The sequence below is a fragment of the Sinisalibacter aestuarii genome (assembly GCF_027923545.1).
GTDB lineage: Bacteria > Pseudomonadota > Alphaproteobacteria > Rhodobacterales > Rhodobacteraceae > Sinisalibacter > Sinisalibacter aestuarii.
In genome coordinates this window covers 221,007-237,454 of record NZ_BROH01000006.1, presented here as the reverse complement: position 1 = coordinate 237,454, position 16,448 = coordinate 221,007, and the positions used below count along the sequence as shown (strand labels likewise).

16 protein-coding genes, 1 tRNA gene and 2 pseudogenes are annotated in these 16,448 nt (G+C 66.9%); 11 read left to right on the top strand and 8 right to left on the bottom strand.

The annotated features are described in order from the left end of the window. The 6 genes and pseudogenes from QMG28_RS12140 to QMG28_RS12115 all read right to left on the bottom strand — a co-directional run. Positions 1 to 546 (bottom strand): annotated as a pseudogene (locus QMG28_RS12140) (electron transfer flavoprotein subunit alpha/FixB family protein); the annotation flags it as partial. After that, a complete protein-coding gene (locus QMG28_RS12135) occupies positions 546 to 1,304 on the bottom strand; it encodes an electron transfer flavoprotein subunit beta/FixA family protein (RefSeq protein WP_281842570.1) in 759 nt (252 codons plus the stop codon). The gene QMG28_RS12135 and the pseudogene QMG28_RS12140, both read right to left, overlap by 1 nt. Positions 1,305 to 1,470: 166 nt before the next feature. Further along, positions 1,471 to 2,043, bottom strand: a complete 573-nt coding sequence (locus QMG28_RS12130) for a cob(I)yrinic acid a,c-diamide adenosyltransferase (protein WP_281842569.1) — start codon at positions 2,041 to 2,043, stop codon at positions 1,471 to 1,473. Position 2,044: 1 nt separating this feature from the next. Next, positions 2,045 to 2,248 carry a twin transmembrane helix small protein gene (locus QMG28_RS12125; protein WP_281842568.1) on the bottom strand — a complete coding sequence of 68 codons (204 nt, stop codon included), beginning with the start codon at positions 2,246 to 2,248 and terminating at the stop codon, positions 2,045 to 2,047. Positions 2,249 to 2,310: 62 nt separating this feature from the next. Next, positions 2,311 to 3,144 (bottom strand): SDR family NAD(P)-dependent oxidoreductase, encoded by an 834-nt coding sequence (locus QMG28_RS12120; RefSeq protein ID WP_281842567.1) that lies wholly within the window; start codon positions 3,142 to 3,144, stop codon positions 2,311 to 2,313. Further along, positions 3,141 to 3,704 (bottom strand): SH3 domain-containing protein, encoded by a 564-nt coding sequence (locus QMG28_RS12115; protein ID WP_281842566.1) that lies wholly within the window; start codon positions 3,702 to 3,704, stop codon positions 3,141 to 3,143. The genes QMG28_RS12120 and QMG28_RS12115 overlap by 4 nt, the downstream gene beginning before the upstream one ends. Positions 3,705 to 3,879: 175 nt before the next feature. Here QMG28_RS12115 and parC point away from each other — a divergent pair, with 175 nt between their 5' ends. The 7 genes from parC to QMG28_RS12080 all read left to right on the top strand — a co-directional run bounded on the left by parC (position 3,880) and on the right by QMG28_RS12080 (position 11,645). After that, a complete protein-coding gene (gene parC / locus QMG28_RS12110; RefSeq protein ID WP_281842565.1) occupies positions 3,880 to 6,216 on the top strand; it encodes a DNA topoisomerase IV subunit A in 2,337 nt (778 codons plus the stop codon). A gap of 9 nt (positions 6,217 to 6,225) precedes the next feature. Next, positions 6,226 to 7,419 (top strand): DUF898 family protein, encoded by a 1,194-nt coding sequence (locus QMG28_RS12105; RefSeq protein ID WP_281842564.1) that lies wholly within the window; start codon positions 6,226 to 6,228, stop codon positions 7,417 to 7,419. Then, positions 7,416 to 8,639 (top strand): M48 family metallopeptidase, encoded by a 1,224-nt coding sequence (locus QMG28_RS12100; RefSeq protein WP_281842563.1) that lies wholly within the window; start codon positions 7,416 to 7,418, stop codon positions 8,637 to 8,639. Before QMG28_RS12105 ends, QMG28_RS12100 begins: the two co-directional genes overlap by 4 nt. 89 nt (positions 8,640 to 8,728) lie before the next feature. Next, a complete protein-coding gene (locus QMG28_RS12095) occupies positions 8,729 to 9,382 on the top strand; it encodes a hypothetical protein (RefSeq protein ID WP_281842562.1) in 654 nt (217 codons plus the stop codon). Positions 9,383 to 9,475: 93 nt separating this feature from the next. Next, entirely contained in the window at positions 9,476 to 10,651 is a 1,176-nt protein-coding gene (tuf, locus tag QMG28_RS12090) for an elongation factor Tu (protein ID WP_281842541.1), read from the top strand. Between the two features lie 217 nt (positions 10,652 to 10,868). Continuing rightward, positions 10,869 to 11,531, top strand: a complete 663-nt coding sequence (locus tag QMG28_RS12085) for a CatB-related O-acetyltransferase (RefSeq protein ID WP_281842561.1) — start codon at positions 10,869 to 10,871, stop codon at positions 11,529 to 11,531. A 38-nt stretch (positions 11,532 to 11,569) separates the two neighbouring features. Then, positions 11,570 to 11,645 (top strand) — tRNA-Trp (locus tag QMG28_RS12080). Between the two features lie 80 nt (positions 11,646 to 11,725). Here the strand turns inward: QMG28_RS12080 and QMG28_RS20965 are convergent. After that, positions 11,726 to 12,505, bottom strand: a pseudogene (locus QMG28_RS20965) (sulfite exporter TauE/SafE family protein); the annotation flags it as partial. A gap of 204 nt (positions 12,506 to 12,709) precedes the next feature. Between QMG28_RS20965 and QMG28_RS12070 the strand changes: the two are divergent. The 4 genes from QMG28_RS12070 to nusG all read left to right on the top strand — a co-directional run bounded on the left by QMG28_RS12070 (position 12,710) and on the right by nusG (position 15,710). Next, complete coding sequence (locus tag QMG28_RS12070) at positions 12,710 to 13,777, top strand: hypothetical protein (protein ID WP_281842559.1); 1,068 nt, start codon at positions 12,710 to 12,712, stop codon at positions 13,775 to 13,777. 76 nt (positions 13,778 to 13,853) lie between these two features. Beyond that, positions 13,854 to 14,639, top strand: a complete 786-nt coding sequence (locus tag QMG28_RS12065) for an alpha/beta hydrolase fold domain-containing protein (protein ID WP_281842558.1) — start codon at positions 13,854 to 13,856, stop codon at positions 14,637 to 14,639. A gap of 69 nt (positions 14,640 to 14,708) precedes the next feature. Then, on the top strand, positions 14,709 to 14,906 hold the full coding sequence (secE, locus tag QMG28_RS12060) for a preprotein translocase subunit SecE (protein ID WP_281842557.1): 198 nt from the start codon (positions 14,709 to 14,711) through the stop codon (positions 14,904 to 14,906). A gap of 270 nt (positions 14,907 to 15,176) precedes the next feature. Continuing rightward, a complete protein-coding gene (nusG, locus tag QMG28_RS12055) occupies positions 15,177 to 15,710 on the top strand; it encodes a transcription termination/antitermination protein NusG (RefSeq protein WP_281842556.1) in 534 nt (177 codons plus the stop codon). 85 nt (positions 15,711 to 15,795) lie between these two features. On the opposite strand, the gene QMG28_RS12050 is transcribed toward nusG, so the two are convergent. Beyond that, positions 15,796 to 16,419: a YdeI/OmpD-associated family protein gene (locus QMG28_RS12050; RefSeq protein ID WP_281842555.1), complete on the bottom strand. Its 624-nt coding sequence runs from the start codon at positions 16,417 to 16,419 to the stop codon at positions 15,796 to 15,798. Between the last annotated feature and the right edge of the window lie 29 nt (positions 16,420 to 16,448).

Sequence of the window (16,448 nt, the reverse complement as noted above, 5' to 3'; positions counted from 1 at the left end):
GCTGTCGACCTTGTCTTCGACCCAGGACGACAGCCCCTTGTCGCCGGCGGAGGCCGCGGCCTCGACCGGGGCGGAACCGCCGGTGCCCGCGGCCTCGAAGGTCGAGGTCCGCACCGAGATCACCTTGGTCGCGTCTTTCGACTTCACCGTCTGCACAGCATTGCCGGCATAGACCGGCCGCTCGAAGGTCTCGGCGTCGATCACGGCGGAGATGTCGGAGATCACCATCACATCCAGAAGCGCCGCCACACGCGGCAGCACGTTCTTCGCATCCGACGTGGCCGGCGCGACGATGTGGCTGTAGCCGGGCGCCAGCGAGACGACCAGATCGGCCACCGGCTCGGCGAGGGTGTTGGCATAGGCGGCATCCCCGGCCACGAGCACCTTGGCCACACCATCCAGCGTGGCGGCGGCTTCACCGGCGGCTTGCGGACCCGCGACCAGCACCGTCACCTCGCCCAGCGCCTTCGCGGCGGTCAGCGCCTTGGCGGTCGCGTCGATGTGGAGGTCGCCCCCGGCGACCTCGGCAAGAAGAAGAACGGCCATCAGATCGCCCCCGCAGCTTTGAGTTTCGTCACCAGCTCGTCGACCGAGCCCACCATCTCACCGGCCTGGCGTGTCGGCGGCTCGGAGGTTTTCACCACCTCGAGACGCGGGGCGACGTCGACGCCGTAATCCGCCGCGGTTTTCTCGTCGACCGGCTTCTTCTTCGCCTTCATGATGTTGGGAAGGCTCGCATAGCGCGGTTCGTTGAGGCGCAGATCGGCGGTGATCACCGCCGGCAGCGCGACCTTGATGGTCTGCAACCCGCCATCCACCTCGCGCGTCACAACGGCGCTGTCGCCCTCGACGGCAAGCTCACTGGCAAAGGTCGCCTGACCCCAGCCGAGCAGCGCCGCCAGCATCTGCCCCGTCGCATTCATGTCGTTGTCGATCGCCTGCTTGCCCATGATCACAAGGCCGGGCTGCTCCTCGTCGACGATGGCTTTCAGGATCTTCGCCACCGCCAGCGGCTCGATATCGGTATGCACATCCTCGGCGGCGGTGACGAGGATGCCCCGGTCCGCCCCCATCGCCAGACCGTTGCGGATCGTCTCCTGCGCCTGTTTCACCCCGATCGACACCAGCACGACCTCATCGGCCTTGCCCGCCTCCTTCAGCCGGATCGCCTCTTCCACCGCGATCTCGTCGAACGGGTTCATCGACATCTTCACATTCGCAAGATCGACCCCGCTCCCGTCCGCCTTCACGCGGACCTTCACGTTGTAGTCGATAACCCGCTTTACAGGGACCAATATCTTCATTGGTTGTGTCTCTCCCTTGAATTGCCCGTTGGGCGGTGAGTCTGAGGGGTTGTTTAGCGGTACAATCGGACCCGTCACAATGGGGAAGCGACATAAAATTGCGCTGCGACGCCGCGTTTTTTTACCGCGAGCGCGGCGTTAGCGCTAGCGCTGCCGCATTATGGGATCAGCGATTGGCCCCGGGCACCCAGAGCACATCGTCCGCGCCGCCGCCATTGGCCACCCGTGCGGCGACGAAGCACCAGTCCGAGAGCCGGTTGAGATACCTGATCGCGGCGGGGTTCACCGGCTCCAGCGCCGATAGCTCCACCGCCAGCCGCTCGGCCCGGCGCGCCACGGTACGCACCAGGTGGAGATGGGCCGACAGCGCCGTGCCGCCGGGCAGGATGAAGCTGCGCAGCGCATGAAGCCCGGCATTCATCTCGTCGATCTCACGCTCCAGCCGGTCGACCTGGGCGTCGATGATCCTGAGCGGCGGGTATTCGGCCTCGTCGTCCTTGTCCATGCCGGGGCGCGAGAGATCGGCGCCGAGATCGAAAAGGTCGTTCTGGATCAGCGCGAGCCGCGCGTCGATCTGCCCGTCCGCGTGCAGCCGGGCGAGACCGACGGTGGCGTTGGTTTCGTCCACGGTGCCGTAAGCGGCGACGCGCGGGGAATGCTTGGCCACCCGCGTGCCATCGGAGAGAGCGGTTTCGCCCGAGTCGCCGGTGCGGGTGTAGATCTTGTTCAGAACGACCATGTCAGCCTCCGCGGCGCAGATAGACGTAGAGCAGGATCAGCGCGATGGCGACGGCCTGGGCATAGATGCGCCAGCGCATGATCCGGTTGGCGTGTTTCTTGTTGAAATCGCCGCCCCGGGCGAAGCCGCCGATGCCGGTGAGCAGAATGATCGCCACGGCGCCGACGGCGATGACGACGAGGAGGAAGAGCGGATCTTTTGCCATGATGGCTCCTGTCTGCGCATTTGCCTCTGGATAGCGGGTTTGGCGCAGGATGGCGAGGGGCGCTAGCTGCGGGCGATGATGCGGTCGAGTATCCGGGTGGACAAAAGGCGCTTGGCCAGTGCCGAGACCCTGGTGGGCAGCGTGACCCGGTAACGCGACCGGGGCCGGCGGGCGCTGAGCGCGCGGGCGAGCGCCTTCGTCACCGCCTCGGGGCCGAGCTGGAACGGGTCGGGCTTGCCGCTGTCGTCATAGAGCCGGGGCAGCACGGTGCCCTCATAGGCGGCGCGGCGCGGGCTGGCCCGCCAATCGACCCAGCGTTCGAAATGCGGCCGCGATTTCTGCCGGATCATCGAGGCGATGGGGCCGGGCTGGATCAGGATGGTGTGGATGCCGGTATCGGCCATTTCGATGCGCAGCGTATCGGCATAGCCTTCGAGCGCGAATTTGGTCGAGACATAGGCGGCACGCCAGCGCAGATGGGTGAAGCCGAGCACCGACGAATTCAGCACCACCCGGCCATGCCCCTGCGCCCGCATGATCGGCAGGCACTGGCGCACCAGCTCGTGCACGCCGAAGAAATTCGCCTCGAAAATCTCGCGCAGCGCGTCGGTGGGCAGATCTTCCGCCGCGCCGGGCAGGCCGAAGGCGCCGTTGGCGAAGATCGCATCGAGCGTGCCGCCGGTGCGGGCGGTGGCCTCGGCCAGCGCGGTGCGGATGCTTTCGGGGTCGGTCTGGTCGAGCGGGAAGCTTTCCAGCCCTTCCGCCTCAAGCCGGGCGCAATCCTCCGCCTTGCGGCAGGTGGCGAAGACGCGCCAGCCGCGCGCCGTCATGCCATGGGCGGCAGCATAGCCGATCCCCGAGGAGCACCCGGTGATAAGCAGTGAGGGCGGCGTCATTGCGGGTCGGGCGAAAGGAAGTCGCCCGACATGAAGCCGGTCTCGCCGGTATCGAGCAGGATTTCGCGCCAGCCATTGCCCGCCGGTCCGACATCGGTCACCGCCGTGCCGCGGGTGAGCGCGGTGATCGCTTCGTAATTGGTCGACGGGCCGGCGCGGACGTTGACCCGCGCGCCGGTGACGTAGAGCACGGTGTCGGGTTCCGCAGCCGGTGCGGGGTCCGGTTCCGGCTCGGGTTCGGCGACCGGGTCGGGCGCGCTGTCGCCGATGGCTTCGGCGATGGCCGCGTCGACCGGATCGGTGGCGGCGGTGGGCTCGACCGCCTCAGGTTCGGGCGCAGTTGGCGCGGGTTCGGGCGCGGGGGCAGGGGCCTCGGCGGCCGGAGTTTCCTCCGGCGCCGCCCCGGCTTCCGGCGCGGGCGTATCGGCAACCGCAACCGGCGCCTCGGGTTGCGGTACGCGCCCGAGACGATCGGGCGGCAAACCGTCGCTGCGCCCGAAGTAATACATCGCCAGCCAGATCAGCACGGCCGTAATCAATGTGAGCCGGATGATACCCATGTTTCTCCCTTAGCGTGCGGGAGCCTATCGCGCTAGGGGGTGCGGGCGAAGGGGAAAGCCCCGGCGGTTCTCCCCGGTTGCGCCGGCGTGGCCCGGGAGGCATGGCGGCCACGCCAGCCGGGCCTCGGCAACCGGCGCGCTTGCGGGGGGCGAATCGGGCAGGTAGACAGCGGATATGAGCGATTTGATCGACGATCCGGACAAGCCTCCGTTTGAAGTGGCCGAGCCGCTGCGCCGGGCCATTGGCGAGCGTTACCTGACCTATGCGCTTTCGACGATCATGCACCGGGCGCTGCCCGATGCGCGCGACGGGCTGAAGCCCGTGCACCGGCGCATTCTCTACGCCATGCACCGGCTGAAGCTCGCCTCTGGCGGCAAGTTCCTCAAGTCGGCCAAGATTTCCGGCGACACGATGGGCGATTTCCACCCGCATGGCGACGCCGCGATCTACGATGCGATGGCGCGTCTGGCGCAGGATTTCAACGTCCGTTACCCGCTGGTCGACGGCCAGGGCAATTTCGGCAATATCGACGGCGATAACCCCGCCGCCAGCCGTTACACCGAGGCGCGGATGACCTTCGTCGCCGAGGCGATGCTGCAGGGCCTCGACGAAAACGCCGTCGATTTCCGCCCCAATTACGATGGTCGCCTCGAAGAGCCGGTGGTGCTGCCGGCCACCTTCCCGCATCTGCTGGCCAATGGCGCGGCGGGGATCGCGGTGGGGATGGCCACCAATATTCCGCCGCATAACATCGCCGAGCTGGTCGATGCCTGTATCCACCTGATCAAGACGCCGGATGCACGCGACGATACGCTGCTGAACTACATCCCCGGCCCGGATTTTCCCACCGGCGGGGTGATCGTCGAGCCGCGCGAGAACATTGCCCAGGCCTACCGCACCGGGCGCGGCAGCTTCCGGCTGCGCGCGCGCTGGGAGGTGGAAGACCTCGGGCGCGGGCAATGGCAGGTGGTGGTCACCGAGATCCCCTACCAGGTGCAGAAATCCAAGCTGATCGAGCGTATCGCCGAGCTGATCCAGACCAAGAAGGTGCCGATCCTCGCCGATGTGCGCGACGAGAGCGCCGACGATATCCGCGTGGTGCTTGAGCCGCGCTCGAAGAATGTCGACCCCGAGCTGCTGATGGGGCTGATGTTCCGCAATTCCGATCTGGAAGTGCGCTTCAGCCTCAACATGAACGTGCTGATCGACGGGGTGACGCCGAAGGTCTCGACGCTGAAGGAAGTGCTGCGCGCCTTTCTCGACTTCCGCCGCGAGGTGCTGATCCGCCGTTCCGGGCACCGGATGGAGAAGATCGACCACCGGCTGGAAGTGCTGGAAGGCTTCATCGTCGCCTTCCTCAACCTCGACCGGGTGATCGACACCATCCGCTACGACGACGACCCGAAAGCGGCGCTGATGCGCGAGGATTGGTCGAAGGACCATGTGCGGGCGACGAACGAGAAGGATTACGTCAGCCCGGCCCCCGGTGAGGGCGAACTCAGCGAAGTGCAGGCCGACGCGATCCTCAACATGCGTCTGCGCAGCCTGCGCCGGCTCGAAGAGATGGAGCTGGTGCGCGAGCGCGACGCGCTGATGGAAGAGCGCGCCGGGCTCGAAGACCTGCTTGAGAACGAAGATCTGCAATGGGAGCGTATCGGCGAAGAGCTGAAAGCGGCCAAAAAGACCTTCGGCAAGGATTATGAGGGCGGCGCCCGGCGCACCACCTTCGCCGAGGCGGGCGAGGTGGAAGAGGTGCCGCTGGAAGCGATGATCGAGCGCGAGCCGGTTACCATGGTGTGCAGCCAGATGGGCTGGATCCGCGCCATGTCGGGCCATGTCGATCTGACCCGCGACTTCAAGTTCAAGGATGGCGACGGCCCCCGCTTCGCCTTTCATGCCGAAACCACCGACAAGATCGTGCTCTTTGCCGAGAACGGGCGGTTCTACACGCTCGCGGCCACCAATCTGCCCGGCGGGCGCGGCATGGGCGAGCCGCTGCGGCTGATGATCGACCTGCCGAACGAGGCGGGCATTCTCGGCATGTTCGTGCACAAGCCGGGCGAAAAGCTGATCGTCGCCAGCGCCGAGGGCAACGGCTTCGTGGTGACCTCAGACGAGGTGCTGGCCCAGACCCGCGCGGGCAAGCAGGTGCTGAACGTGGGCGAGAGCGTGGCGAAGGTGTGCAAGCCGGTCGCCGGCGATCACGTCGCCGTGGTGAGCGAAAACCGCAAGCTCCTCGTCTTCCCGCTGGCCGAGTTGCCCGAGATGGGGCGCGGCAAGGGTGTGCGGCTGCAAAAATACAATTCAGCGCGTGGCAAGCAGGGGGTGCTGGAGCTCGATGGCGGGTTGTCCGATGTCACCACCTTCGATCTCGCCGCCGGGCTGTCCTGGGCGGCGGGCGGCGAGCGCACCCGCACCGAGGTGGATATGAGCCCCTGGATCGGCAAGCGCGCGGGCGTCGGCAAATTGCCGCCGCATGGCTTCCCGCGGGACAACAAGTTTACCAGTTAAGGCAGGCCGGTGGCGTTTCACGATCTCAGGACGGATTATGCGGGGCGCGGCGGCCCGATGTTCCGACTGGCGCTCCGGACCGGCGTGCTCACCGTGCTCACGCTCGGGATCTACCGCTTCTGGATGAAGACACGGATGCGCCGCTATTACTGGTCGGCGATCCGCCCCGGCGGCCTGCCGCTGGAATTCACCGGCCGCCCGACCGAGATGCTTACCGGCTTTCTCACCGCCGTGGTCTTTCTCGCCTTCTACATCGGCATCGTGAACCTCGTGCTGATGTTCTTCTCCTTCTCGTTGTTCAATGGCGAGGCCCCGGCCTATGCCGTCAGTTTCATCGGCCTCGCGCCGGTGATCTTCTTCGCCCAGTACCGCGCCCGGCGCTACATCCTCGCCCGCACCCGCTGGCGCGGCATCCGCTTCGGGCTGGAGCCGGGCGTGAAGGGCTATGTCTGGCGCGCCACATGGTGGTGGCTGCTGGCCCTGAGCACCGGCGGGCTGCTCTGGCCGGTAAAGACCTTCGCGCTGGAGAAATACCGCACCGACAGGATGTGGTATGGCGATGCGCAGTTTAAGCAAACCGGCGGGCTGTTCTCGCTGATGACGGCGATGAAGCATGTCTGGCTCGGCGCGGCACTGATCGCGGCGGGCACGCTGGCGGCGGGGCTGTCGGAAGAGCCGGTCTGGTTCGTTGGCGCCGCGATGGGCGGGGTCTGGGCAGTTCTTGGCCTTGCCTATTGGCGCGCCCAGAGTTTCAAGCGGCTGCTCGAAGGCAAGCGGCTGGGCGAGACGGGCTTTCGCAGCCATGCGCGCGGCGGCAGGATCGTCGGCATCTACCTCACCGGCTCGATGGCGATCTCGGCCATCATGTCCGCCCTGCTTTTCGGGATCGGCATCGCGATCGGCATTGCCCTCGCTCTGATCGACCCGGCGCTGCTGGCGGACGGGCTGGAAGACCTGTCGTCGCTCGGGGCCTTGCCGGGCTGGGTGTTCCCCATCGTCGGCCTCGTTTTCTACTTCACCGTTTTCGTGCTCTGGGGCGTGCTGCGCGAGGTGTTCATCACCATGCCTGTCGCCCGGCATCTGGCCGAAACCACCGAGATCGTGAACCCCGACGCGCTCGCCGGCATCCGCCAGCGCGCCCGCGACGAATTCGTCGAGGCCGAGGGCTTTGCCGACGCGCTGCCGCTGGGGGACGGGATATGACCGGCACCCCCGTCACCTACAGCGCCTTTGCCGATTTTCTCGACGGCGAGACCGCGCGCGTCGAGCGGGTGGAAGTGGTGCTCGCGCCCGACCGGCTGAGCATCCACCGCCCCGGTGGCGGCCGGATCGACTGGCTTGCCGACGAGTTGCGCGCGCTGCCCGACCAGGCAGACCGGCGCAGCCTGGTGCTGACCCGCGCGGGCGACCAGCTTGCCCGCCTCGTCGTGACGGATGAGGCGATCGTGGCCCTGCTCCGGCGCAATGCCGGCCATCTTGGCAAGCGGCCGCCGGTGGAGAACAAGGGCCGCATCCTCGGCTGGGGTCTCGGCGCCGTGGCCTCGGTGGCGCTGATCATCTTTGTGCTGGTCCCGGTGATGGCCAACCAGCTTGCCGCCTATCTGCCGCCCTCGGGTGAAAAGGCGCTGGGCGACGCGACCTATGAGCGGATCCGCATGGCGCTGAGCAGCGACATGGTGCCGGTCGATACCTGTGAGGGCCCCGAGGGCCTGGCGGCACTGGCCAGCATGGAGGCGCGGCTGGGGGCCGGCCCCGATCTGCCCTATCCGGTGACGATCAGCGTGCTCGACCACGATCTCGTCAACGCTTTCGCCATGCCGGGCGGGCGGATCGTGATCTTTCGCGGCCTGCTGGACGAGGCCGACAGCGCCGAGGAGGTGGCGGCGGTTCTGGCGCATGAGCTGGGCCATGTCGTCGGCCGCGACCCGACGCGCGACGCGCTGCGCCTGGCCGGCTCGGTCGGCGTTCTCGGGCTGCTCTTCGGCGATTTTGCCGGTGGCACCGTTGTGTTGCTGCTCGCCAACCAGCTCATCAATGCGCAATACAGCCAGTCGGCGGAAGCGGGGGCCGACGATTACGCCCATGCGCTGCTGACCGAGGCCGGCCTGCCGCCCTCGGCGCTGGGCACGTTCTTCGAGCGGCTGCTCGAGGAACACGGCGATGCCGAGGGGCTGGCCGCCCATTTCGCCTCGCATCCCCAGATGGCCGCCCGGATCGAGGCGGCGCTGGCGGCGCAGGGCGCGGCGGAGACGGCCGGGCGAATCGGTGCGCCGGTGTTGAACGCCGCCGAATGGCGGGCGCTGCGCGGGATCTGCGGCGGCAGTGCCGCGGAGGATGCGCCGGAAAGCGGCATGGGCGTGGACCGTGGCTTCGAACGGCCCAAACCGGGCAGACCGAAGAAAGACGGCAGCATCGGCGGCTGACTGCCCGTTGCGGCGGGGTCGGCGTTTGCATGGATGCCCCTCTCGCGCTATCCATAGCCGAATCCGCACGGCCCAAGGAGCCCGCAGCCATGATCCCGACCGTCCGCCTCGCCCCGAAATTCGCAGCCTTCGGCCTGGGGGCGCTGATGCTTTCGGCCTGCGCCGTTACCGATCTGGACGAGACGCCGCCGCCGATGGGCCGCTTCCTGCTGGGCCACAACATCGCCGTGGCCGAGAACCCCGAAGTGGGGCCGGCCTCGCGCAAGGTGTCCGACGAGGCGTGGGAATTTTCCGTGCGCAAGGCGGTGAACGACCGTTTCAGCCGCTATGACGGCGACCAGTATTATCACATCGCCGTGCGCGTTGGCGGCTATGTGCTGGCCCAGCCGGGCATTCCGGTGGTCGCGGCGCCGAAATCGGTGCTGATCGCCGATGTGACGATCTGGGACGACGCCAAGGGCGGCCCGATCAACGAAGAAGCCGAGCGCTTCACCGTCTTCGAAGAGGGCGGCGATGTGATCGTCGGATCGGGGCTGACCCGCACCGCCGAGGAGCAGATGGACAGCCTTGCGCGCAACCTCGCCAAGTCGATCCACGACTGGATGCTGGACAACAAGGAATGGTTCGGCGACGCCTCGCTGATGGACCCGGCCACCACCTCGCCGGGCCGTCCGATCCAGCCCTTCGAAGAGCCGCGCCCGGCCTCGGCCATGGCGGCGGTGCCCGAGGGCGACGAGGCGTAACATACGCTTGATTTTCCCGCCCTAACCCAGTAGGCAGCGCGCGGATACGAACCGGGTTCGCGCGGAACCCCCCAATTGCGAGGCTTGCGGCATATGGCCAAGGAAAAGTTTGCACGTAACAAACCGCACGTGAACATCGGCACGATCGGTCACGTTGACCACGGGAAGACGACGCTGACGGCGGCGATCACGAAGTATTTTGGCGAGTTCAAGGACTACGACCAGATTGACGGTGCGCCGGAAGAGAAGGCGCGCGGGATCACGATTTCGACGGCGCATGTGGAATACGAGACGGAGAACCGTCACTACGCGCATGTCGACTGCCCCGGCCACGCGGACTACGTGAAGAACATGATCACGGGCGCGGCGCAGATGGATGGCGGGATCATCGTTGTGTCGGCCGCCGATGGCCCGATGCCGCAGACGCGCGAGCACATCCTGCTTGGCCGTCAGGTCGGCATCCCGGCGCTGGTTGTCTACATGAACAAGGTCGACCAGGTTGACGACGAAGAGCTGCTTGAGCTGGTCGAGATGGAGATCCGCGAGCTGCTGAACGAGTACGACTACCCGGGCGACGATATTCCGGTTGTGAAGGGCTCGGCGCTTGCGGCGCTGGAAGGGCGTGACCCGGAGATCGGCGAGAACTCGATCCGCGAGCTGATGGCTGCGGTCGACGAGTATATCCCGACGCCGGAGCGGGCTGTTGACCAGCCGTTCCTGATGCCGATCGAAGACGTGTTCTCGATCTCGGGCCGCGGCACGGTTGTGACCGGCCGTGTGGAGCGTGGCGTGATCAATGTCGGCGACGAAGTTGAGATCGTGGGGATCAAGGACACGCAGAAATCGACCTGCACGGGCGTCGAGATGTTCCGCAAGCTGCTGGATCGCGGTGAAGCGGGCGACAATATCGGCGCGCTTCTGCGCGGGATCGACCGCGACGAGGTCGAGCGCGGCCAGGTTCTGTGCAAGCCGGGTTCGGTGACGCCGCATACGAAGTTCGAATGCGAGGTCTACATCCTGACGAAGGAAGAGGGTGGCCGTCACACGCCGTTCTTTGCGAACTACCGTCCGCAATTCTACTTCCGCACGACGGACGTGACCGGGACGGTGACGCTGCCGTCGGGCACCGAGATGGTGATGCCGGGCGACAACCTGAAGTTCGAGGCCGAGCTGATCGCGCCGATCGCGATGGAAGAGGGCCTGCGCTTCGCCATCCGCGAAGGCGGCCGTACCGTCGGCTCCGGCGTCGTCTCGAAAATCGTCGAGTGACCTGAGATCACATCGAATTGGAAAGGGCCGCCCCTGGGGCGGCCCTTTTCTTTGACCGGCGCCCGCGCGGTTTCGAAACCGCGCGGCACCGCCTTTCGAAAGGCGGTTTCCCGAGTGCGGCGAACATGCTATGCAGCGCCATCGCCAACGGAGGGTATGATGGACAAAGCGCTGAACTGACCGATCTGAAAACGCAACGTTTCAACGGAGTTCAGCCATGTCTGCACCCTTTCTCGACGCCTCGCGGCGTCATCCCCTGACCAATCTGAACGGCGAGCCGCACACCCAGACCGTGCATCTCGCCCGCGTTATCGACCATCCGAATATCGAGGTGGGCGATTTCACCTATTACAACGACTTCGACCCGGTCGAGGACTACGCCGCCCGGATCGCGCCCTATCTCTATGCACAGGCGCCCGAGCGGCTGATCATCGGACGGTTTTGCCAGATCGCCCATGGCGTCCGCTTCCTCGCCGCCGCCAATCACCCGATGGACGGGTTTTCGACCTATCCGTTCTCGATGTTCGATCATGGGCTGATGGAGCATTACACCTCCATGTTCGCCGACAAGCCCGATACGCGGATCGGCCATGATGTCTGGCTTGGGCAGGACGTCAAGGTGATGCCCGGCGTGACCATCGGCAATGGCGCGGTGATCGGGGCGGGTGCGGTCGTCGCCAAGGACGTGCCGGCCTGGAGCGTCGTCGTCGGCAATCCGGGGCATGTGCTGCGCCGGCGCTTTTCCGATGCGGTGATCGCGCGGCTCGACCGGCTCGCCTGGTGGGACCTGCCACTTGACGAAATCCACCGCCTGGTGCCGGTGCTGGCCTCCGGCGACGAGCGCGCGCTGGAAGCGGAAGTGGCGCGATTGAGGTCTTGAAAAGGGGTCTGGCATGAGTTACCTCGTGCCTCGGCCTTAGGGGTATAGCTCAGCTGGTAGAGCGACGGTCTCCAAAACCGTAGGTCGCGGGTTCGAACCCTGCTGCCCCTGCCATCCTTCTCAGAAAACACGTATTTGAGCCCGATCCCGGCGACGACGATCATCATCGTGGCCTGCAGCGCGGCATTGGGCAGGCGCTTGTTGATCTGCCCACCGAGCAGGGCACCGGCCACCGCGCCGAGCACCAGCGGCGAGAGCACCGGCCAGTCGATCACCGCGCCCTGGTTGACGAAATTGCCGACCGAGACGAGGAGCGACATGAAGATCGGAATCGCCGTGGTGGCGGGGATGATATGCATCGGCATGGCGATGATCGTCGCCATGTAGGGCACCAGCAGAAAGCCGCCACCCACGCCGAACAGCGCGGCAGTGAAGGAGATTGCCGCGCCGGCCAGAAGCGGCGACAGGATCGGCACCCGGTAGCGCTTGCCTGCGTAGTCGAAGCACATGCAGCCCAGTTGCAGCACCTTGCCTGTGACCCCGCCGATGAAGGGGTGCATCGGTATCGCCGTGCCCGCGCGGGTGCCCTGCCAGTGGCGCCAGAGCTTCCAGCCGATCTGGGCGGCGATGGCGAGGGTGAGCAGGCCGAAAAGCGGGCGGAAGGTGGCCATGTCGGAGAGGTAGCGCGCCGAGACGGTGCTGCCGGTCCAGGCCCCGGCCACGCCGCCCACCCCGAGCAGCACGCCAAGCGAGGGCACGATGGCGCCGCGGCGCAGGTAGCCCGGCACGAAGGTGAGCGCGGTGGCGAGCACGACGATCTGGGTCATCGGTTTCACCGAATTGGGCTCAAGCATGCCAAACAGGGTGATCAGCCCGAACGAGGTGAGGATGCCCCCCGCCGCGCCGATGGCCGAGAACACGATGCCCACGAGCAGGCCCCAGCCGAGGATGGCCGCGATCAGACCGATCTCCATGCGATGTCTCCTCCCTCAGAGCGCGTTGCGTCACGCTAGCGGCGGTGGCGGTCCCGGGCCATTGCGGGAAATGCCGCACCCGGCATTCCCCGGTCTTTCCCCTTCCTTGCCCGATTGGTGCCGCTTTCAGCCGCCAAACCGGGCGCAAAGACCTGAAGACATATGTTGAGGACACCGATGGGCCGCCTTTTCATCCTATTCCTGATGCTTCCATGGTGGGCCTTCTTCCCGGTCGCCGGTGGCGTGGTCTGGCTGGGCGAAAAGGCGTATAGCGTGGCGCTGGAGGCGGAGGCCGAGAAACAGGCGGCGCTTGATGCCGGTATTCCCGCCGCGGTCGACCTCGGCGCGTTCGATCGCGAGACCGACCGGCACCGTGCCGGCGAGGTGCATGTGCGCGGCTGGATCGACACCGATCTCAATTATGAACTCGTTCAGCGCACCAATGGCGTGCCCACCTCGCGCCGCTACATGTACATGCTCTTCGGCGAGGCCGATCCGGCGGGCAGCCCCGTTGTGCGTGCCGCGATGGTGCTGACCGGGGATGAACAGGAAACATTCGTCGACGGACTCGACAGATGGATGGTGGATTTCGGCGCGCAGGGCTTCATCTTCCAGATCAACGGCTTTGGCGAAACGAGCGTGACGCTTGGCGGCCTGGCCCGCGACGCGATCGAGGATGAGGGGTTGCGCACGAGCGAGGACTTCATCTTCGTCGAGCCGTTTTTCGAGGGCCGCGAGGCCGCGCTGGCGCCGCATGGCGTGCCGCAGAAATCGCGGATGATCTTCTGGGCGGTGGCTGCTGGCGTTGCCCTCATCGGTGTGGTGAAGCGCAGGTTCGGCAAGAGCGCCGGGCGCAAGCCGCGCAACCTGACCGAGACGAAGGCCGCCCCGGCGATGCCGCCGCTGCCCCCGGCCACGCCGCTGGCCTCGGGGATCAGCCCCGATACGCCGCTCGGGCGGATCGCCGCGCGCAATGCCGCCCGCGCACTGGCCGAGCAGGAACCCGTTGCCACCGCCAATGCCGGACCCACCACCCATCCGCCGCGCCCCGTCGCGCCGGTCGCTCCGGCCCGCGCCCGCGGCAAGGGTGTGTCGAACGTGGTCTTCCTGTCGCGGCTCGCGCTGGCGATGATCTTCGTCGGCACGCTGAGCTACGATCCGACGATGGCGCTGCCCCTGCTGGCGGTGCTGCTGCCGTTCTTCGTTCTGCTCCGGCTGGTTGCCGGGATGCGGCGGATGATCGGCGCGCGCCGGGCCGCGCAGGTGATCTGACCCTGCGGCGCAAGGGCGGATTGCGCCGGCCCGCCATCGTCGGCACTTTGGGGCGAGGCGAAGCGGGGAGGGGCACTTGGCGATCTGGCACGATCTCGTGGCGCGCGGGCTGCAATGGGTGGCGGGCAGGCCGCCGGCCCGCCGTGCCGGTGAGACGCTCATTGCCGATACCGAGGCGGGCGAGCTGCGCGTTGACCTCTACCGCGCGCCGGGGGCCGGGGCGGATGTGCCGGTTTACCTGAACTTCGCCGATACCCGCTTCATCGCCCGCGACGCTGCGCGCGACGATGGCTTCTGCCGCGCGTTGGCCGATGCGCTGGGCTGTGTCGTTCTGAACGTCCATGTCGGCGCCGCGCCGCAGGCCCGCTTTCCGGTGGCGCCGGCGCAGGCGCAGGCCGCCGCCTGGTGGGCGATGATGGCCGGGCGCAAGCATGGATGGGCGGGCAAGCGGCTGGCGCTTGGCGGTACCGGGGCAGGGGCCAACCTCGCGCTCGGCGCCTGCCTCGACCTGCCCGCGCGGATGGGGGTAAAGCCCCTCGCGGTGGCGGCACTTCTGCCGCGCCTCGACATGGCCGCCGCGCCCGGTGGCTGGCGTGACCGCGTGGCGCAGGCCGCCTATCTGCCCGACCGGGCCGCCCGGCTCGCGCCACTGGCCTCGCCCGTCCGGGCCGAAACCCTCGACGGCTTCGCGCCCACCCTGATCGCGGCAGGCGAGGGCGACCCGCACCGGGGCGAGGGCGAAGCCTTTGCCGCGATGCTTCACGCGGCGGGGCGCCAGGTGCATCTCGCCCCGGTTCCCGGCCCGGAGGCGGCGCAGGCCGAGGCGCGGGCGTTCCTTGCCCGGATCTTTGCCGCCGGTTGACCGCTGAGCGCCCTTGAAAACCGCCCCGCCATCCCGTATGTGCGCCTGCAACCCTTGAAAGGCAGGACAATGGCGAAGACCAACCCGTTCCAGTTTATCCAGCAGGTGCGCTCCGAGGTGTCGAAGGTCATCTGGCCGACGCGCCGTGAGGTATTGCTGACCACCGGCATGGTCGTCGCGATGGCGGCGCTGACGGCGGTGTTCTTCTCGCTGGTCGATCTGGTGATCCGCTCCGGCCTGACGGCGATCCTCGGCGCTTTCGGATAATCCCGTCCCAGCCGCGAATCCGCTTGGCATAACTCACCCATGAGGTTGAGTTGGCAGGAAATCCGGGCGCGTGCACGTTCCGTGCCGATGGCGAAGCCACTTGCGGCCGAAGGGTCCGGGCCCAAACGACGGCGCAAGTCTGCCTCTTGAAACCGCGCGCCAACGCCTGTAAGCACCTGCCATTCCCCCACGGCGCGCAAGACTCACAAGTCGCGCGCCTGTTTTTTATCTCCGCGCCCCTGAGCGGGCCGCACAGACGAGGCGAGAACGATGGCGAAACGGTGGTATTCGGTGAGCGTGCTCTCGAACTTCGAGAAGAAGATCGCCGAACAGATCAAGACGGCCGTGGCCGAGAACGGTCTCGAAGATGAGATCGACGAGGTGCTCGTGCCGACCGAAGAGGTCATCGAGGTGCGCCGCGGCAAGAAGGTGACCACCGAGCGCCGCTTCATGCCGGGTTATGTGCTGGTGCATATGGAAATGTCGGATCAGGGCTATCACCTGATCAACTCGATCAACCGCGTGACCGGGTTCCTCGGGCCGCAGGGCCGGCCGATGCCGATGCGCGATGCCGAGGTGCAGGGCATTCTCGGCCGGGTCGAGGAAGGGGCGGAAGCGCCGCGCACCCTCATCCACTTCGAAGTGGGCGAGACGGTGTCGGTCACCGATGGCCCGTTCGAGGGCTTCGACGGCATGGTCGAGGGTGTGGATGACGACAATCAGCGCCTGAAGGTTTCGGTCTCGATTTTCGGCCGGGCCACCCCGGTGGAGCTGGAATTCACCCAGGTGACCAAGCAAAGCTGATCTGGCTTTCAAGCGCGATGCGATGCGGCCGGGCTTTCCCGGCCGTTTTCATTTTGCCCGGCGTCGACCCGGCGAGGCGCTGGCCCTATCGCTCCATCGCCCCTTTTCCGGCGAGAATCTTCGGGCGAAACTTCTCGATCCGCGCCACCCGCGTGGCCGATTGCTTGGCGGCGCTGAGGTTGATCGCGTAGCTCTTCTGCCGCCCCGGCGTCAGCGCGGAGAAGGCCTCGGCGAGTTCCGGGTCGGCGTCGAGCGCCTCGGTCAGCTCCTCCGGCACCTCGACCTCGCGCACCTCCCTGGGTGGCTTGATCCCGGCCTCGGCATAGCCCATCGCCTCGGCGAGATAGGCGCGGATCGTGGCTTCCATCGCGGCCGGTGCGGCATTGTCGGTGAAGCGGATGCAATCGGGGCGCTGGGTGGCCGCGCCCTGGCGATCCAGTACCCCTTCGGGGTCTTTCATCAGCGCCGCATTCATGAAGGTGAGCCGGAAGTCGCCCCGGAATGCGCCCATGATGCAGATGTTGCGGCCCGCATGCATGTAGCACGGATGCGCCCATTTCACGGTTTCCTCCAGCCCCGCCTCGCGGCAGATGCGCCGCAGCGTGTTGAGCCCGTCGATCCAGAGCCGGGTGGAGCAATCCGGCGTGTCGAACCGGTCGCAGCGCCCGCAGCCTTTGGTGAAGAAGTCTTCGATATCGGTGATCATCATCGCCTGTCGTCCTGTTGCCGCGTCGGGGG

Excerpts from the sequence above, each read along its gene's own strand:
- QMG28_RS12100 (WP_281842563.1), top strand. The coding sequence starts at position 7,416 with ATGACCGGCACCCCCGTCACCTACAGCGCCTTTGCCGATTTTCTCGAC.
- QMG28_RS12050 (WP_281842555.1), bottom strand. The coding sequence starts at position 16,419 with ATGATGATCACCGATATCGAAGACTTCTTCACCAAAGGCTGCGGGCGC.
- QMG28_RS12130 (WP_281842569.1), bottom strand. The coding sequence starts at position 2,043 with ATGGTCGTTCTGAACAAGATCTACACCCGCACCGGCGACTCGGGCGAA.
- secE (WP_281842557.1), top strand. The coding sequence starts at position 14,709 with ATGGCGAAGACCAACCCGTTCCAGTTTATCCAGCAGGTGCGCTCCGAG.
- QMG28_RS12095 (WP_281842562.1), top strand. The coding sequence starts at position 8,729 with ATGATCCCGACCGTCCGCCTCGCCCCGAAATTCGCAGCCTTCGGCCTG.
- QMG28_RS12070 (WP_281842559.1), top strand. The coding sequence starts at position 12,710 with ATGCTTCCATGGTGGGCCTTCTTCCCGGTCGCCGGTGGCGTGGTCTGG.
- QMG28_RS12085 (WP_281842561.1), top strand. The coding sequence starts at position 10,869 with ATGTCTGCACCCTTTCTCGACGCCTCGCGGCGTCATCCCCTGACCAAT.
- QMG28_RS12135 (WP_281842570.1), bottom strand. The coding sequence starts at position 1,304 with ATGAAGATATTGGTCCCTGTAAAGCGGGTTATCGACTACAACGTGAAG.
- QMG28_RS12120 (WP_281842567.1), bottom strand. The coding sequence starts at position 3,144 with ATGACGCCGCCCTCACTGCTTATCACCGGGTGCTCCTCGGGGATCGGC.
- QMG28_RS12125 (WP_281842568.1), bottom strand. The coding sequence starts at position 2,248 with ATGGCAAAAGATCCGCTCTTCCTCCTCGTCGTCATCGCCGTCGGCGCC.
- parC (WP_281842565.1), top strand. The coding sequence starts at position 3,880 with ATGAGCGATTTGATCGACGATCCGGACAAGCCTCCGTTTGAAGTGGCC.
- tuf (WP_281842541.1), top strand. The coding sequence starts at position 9,476 with ATGGCCAAGGAAAAGTTTGCACGTAACAAACCGCACGTGAACATCGGC.
- nusG (WP_281842556.1), top strand. The coding sequence starts at position 15,177 with ATGGCGAAACGGTGGTATTCGGTGAGCGTGCTCTCGAACTTCGAGAAG.
- QMG28_RS12115 (WP_281842566.1), bottom strand. The coding sequence starts at position 3,704 with ATGGGTATCATCCGGCTCACATTGATTACGGCCGTGCTGATCTGGCTG.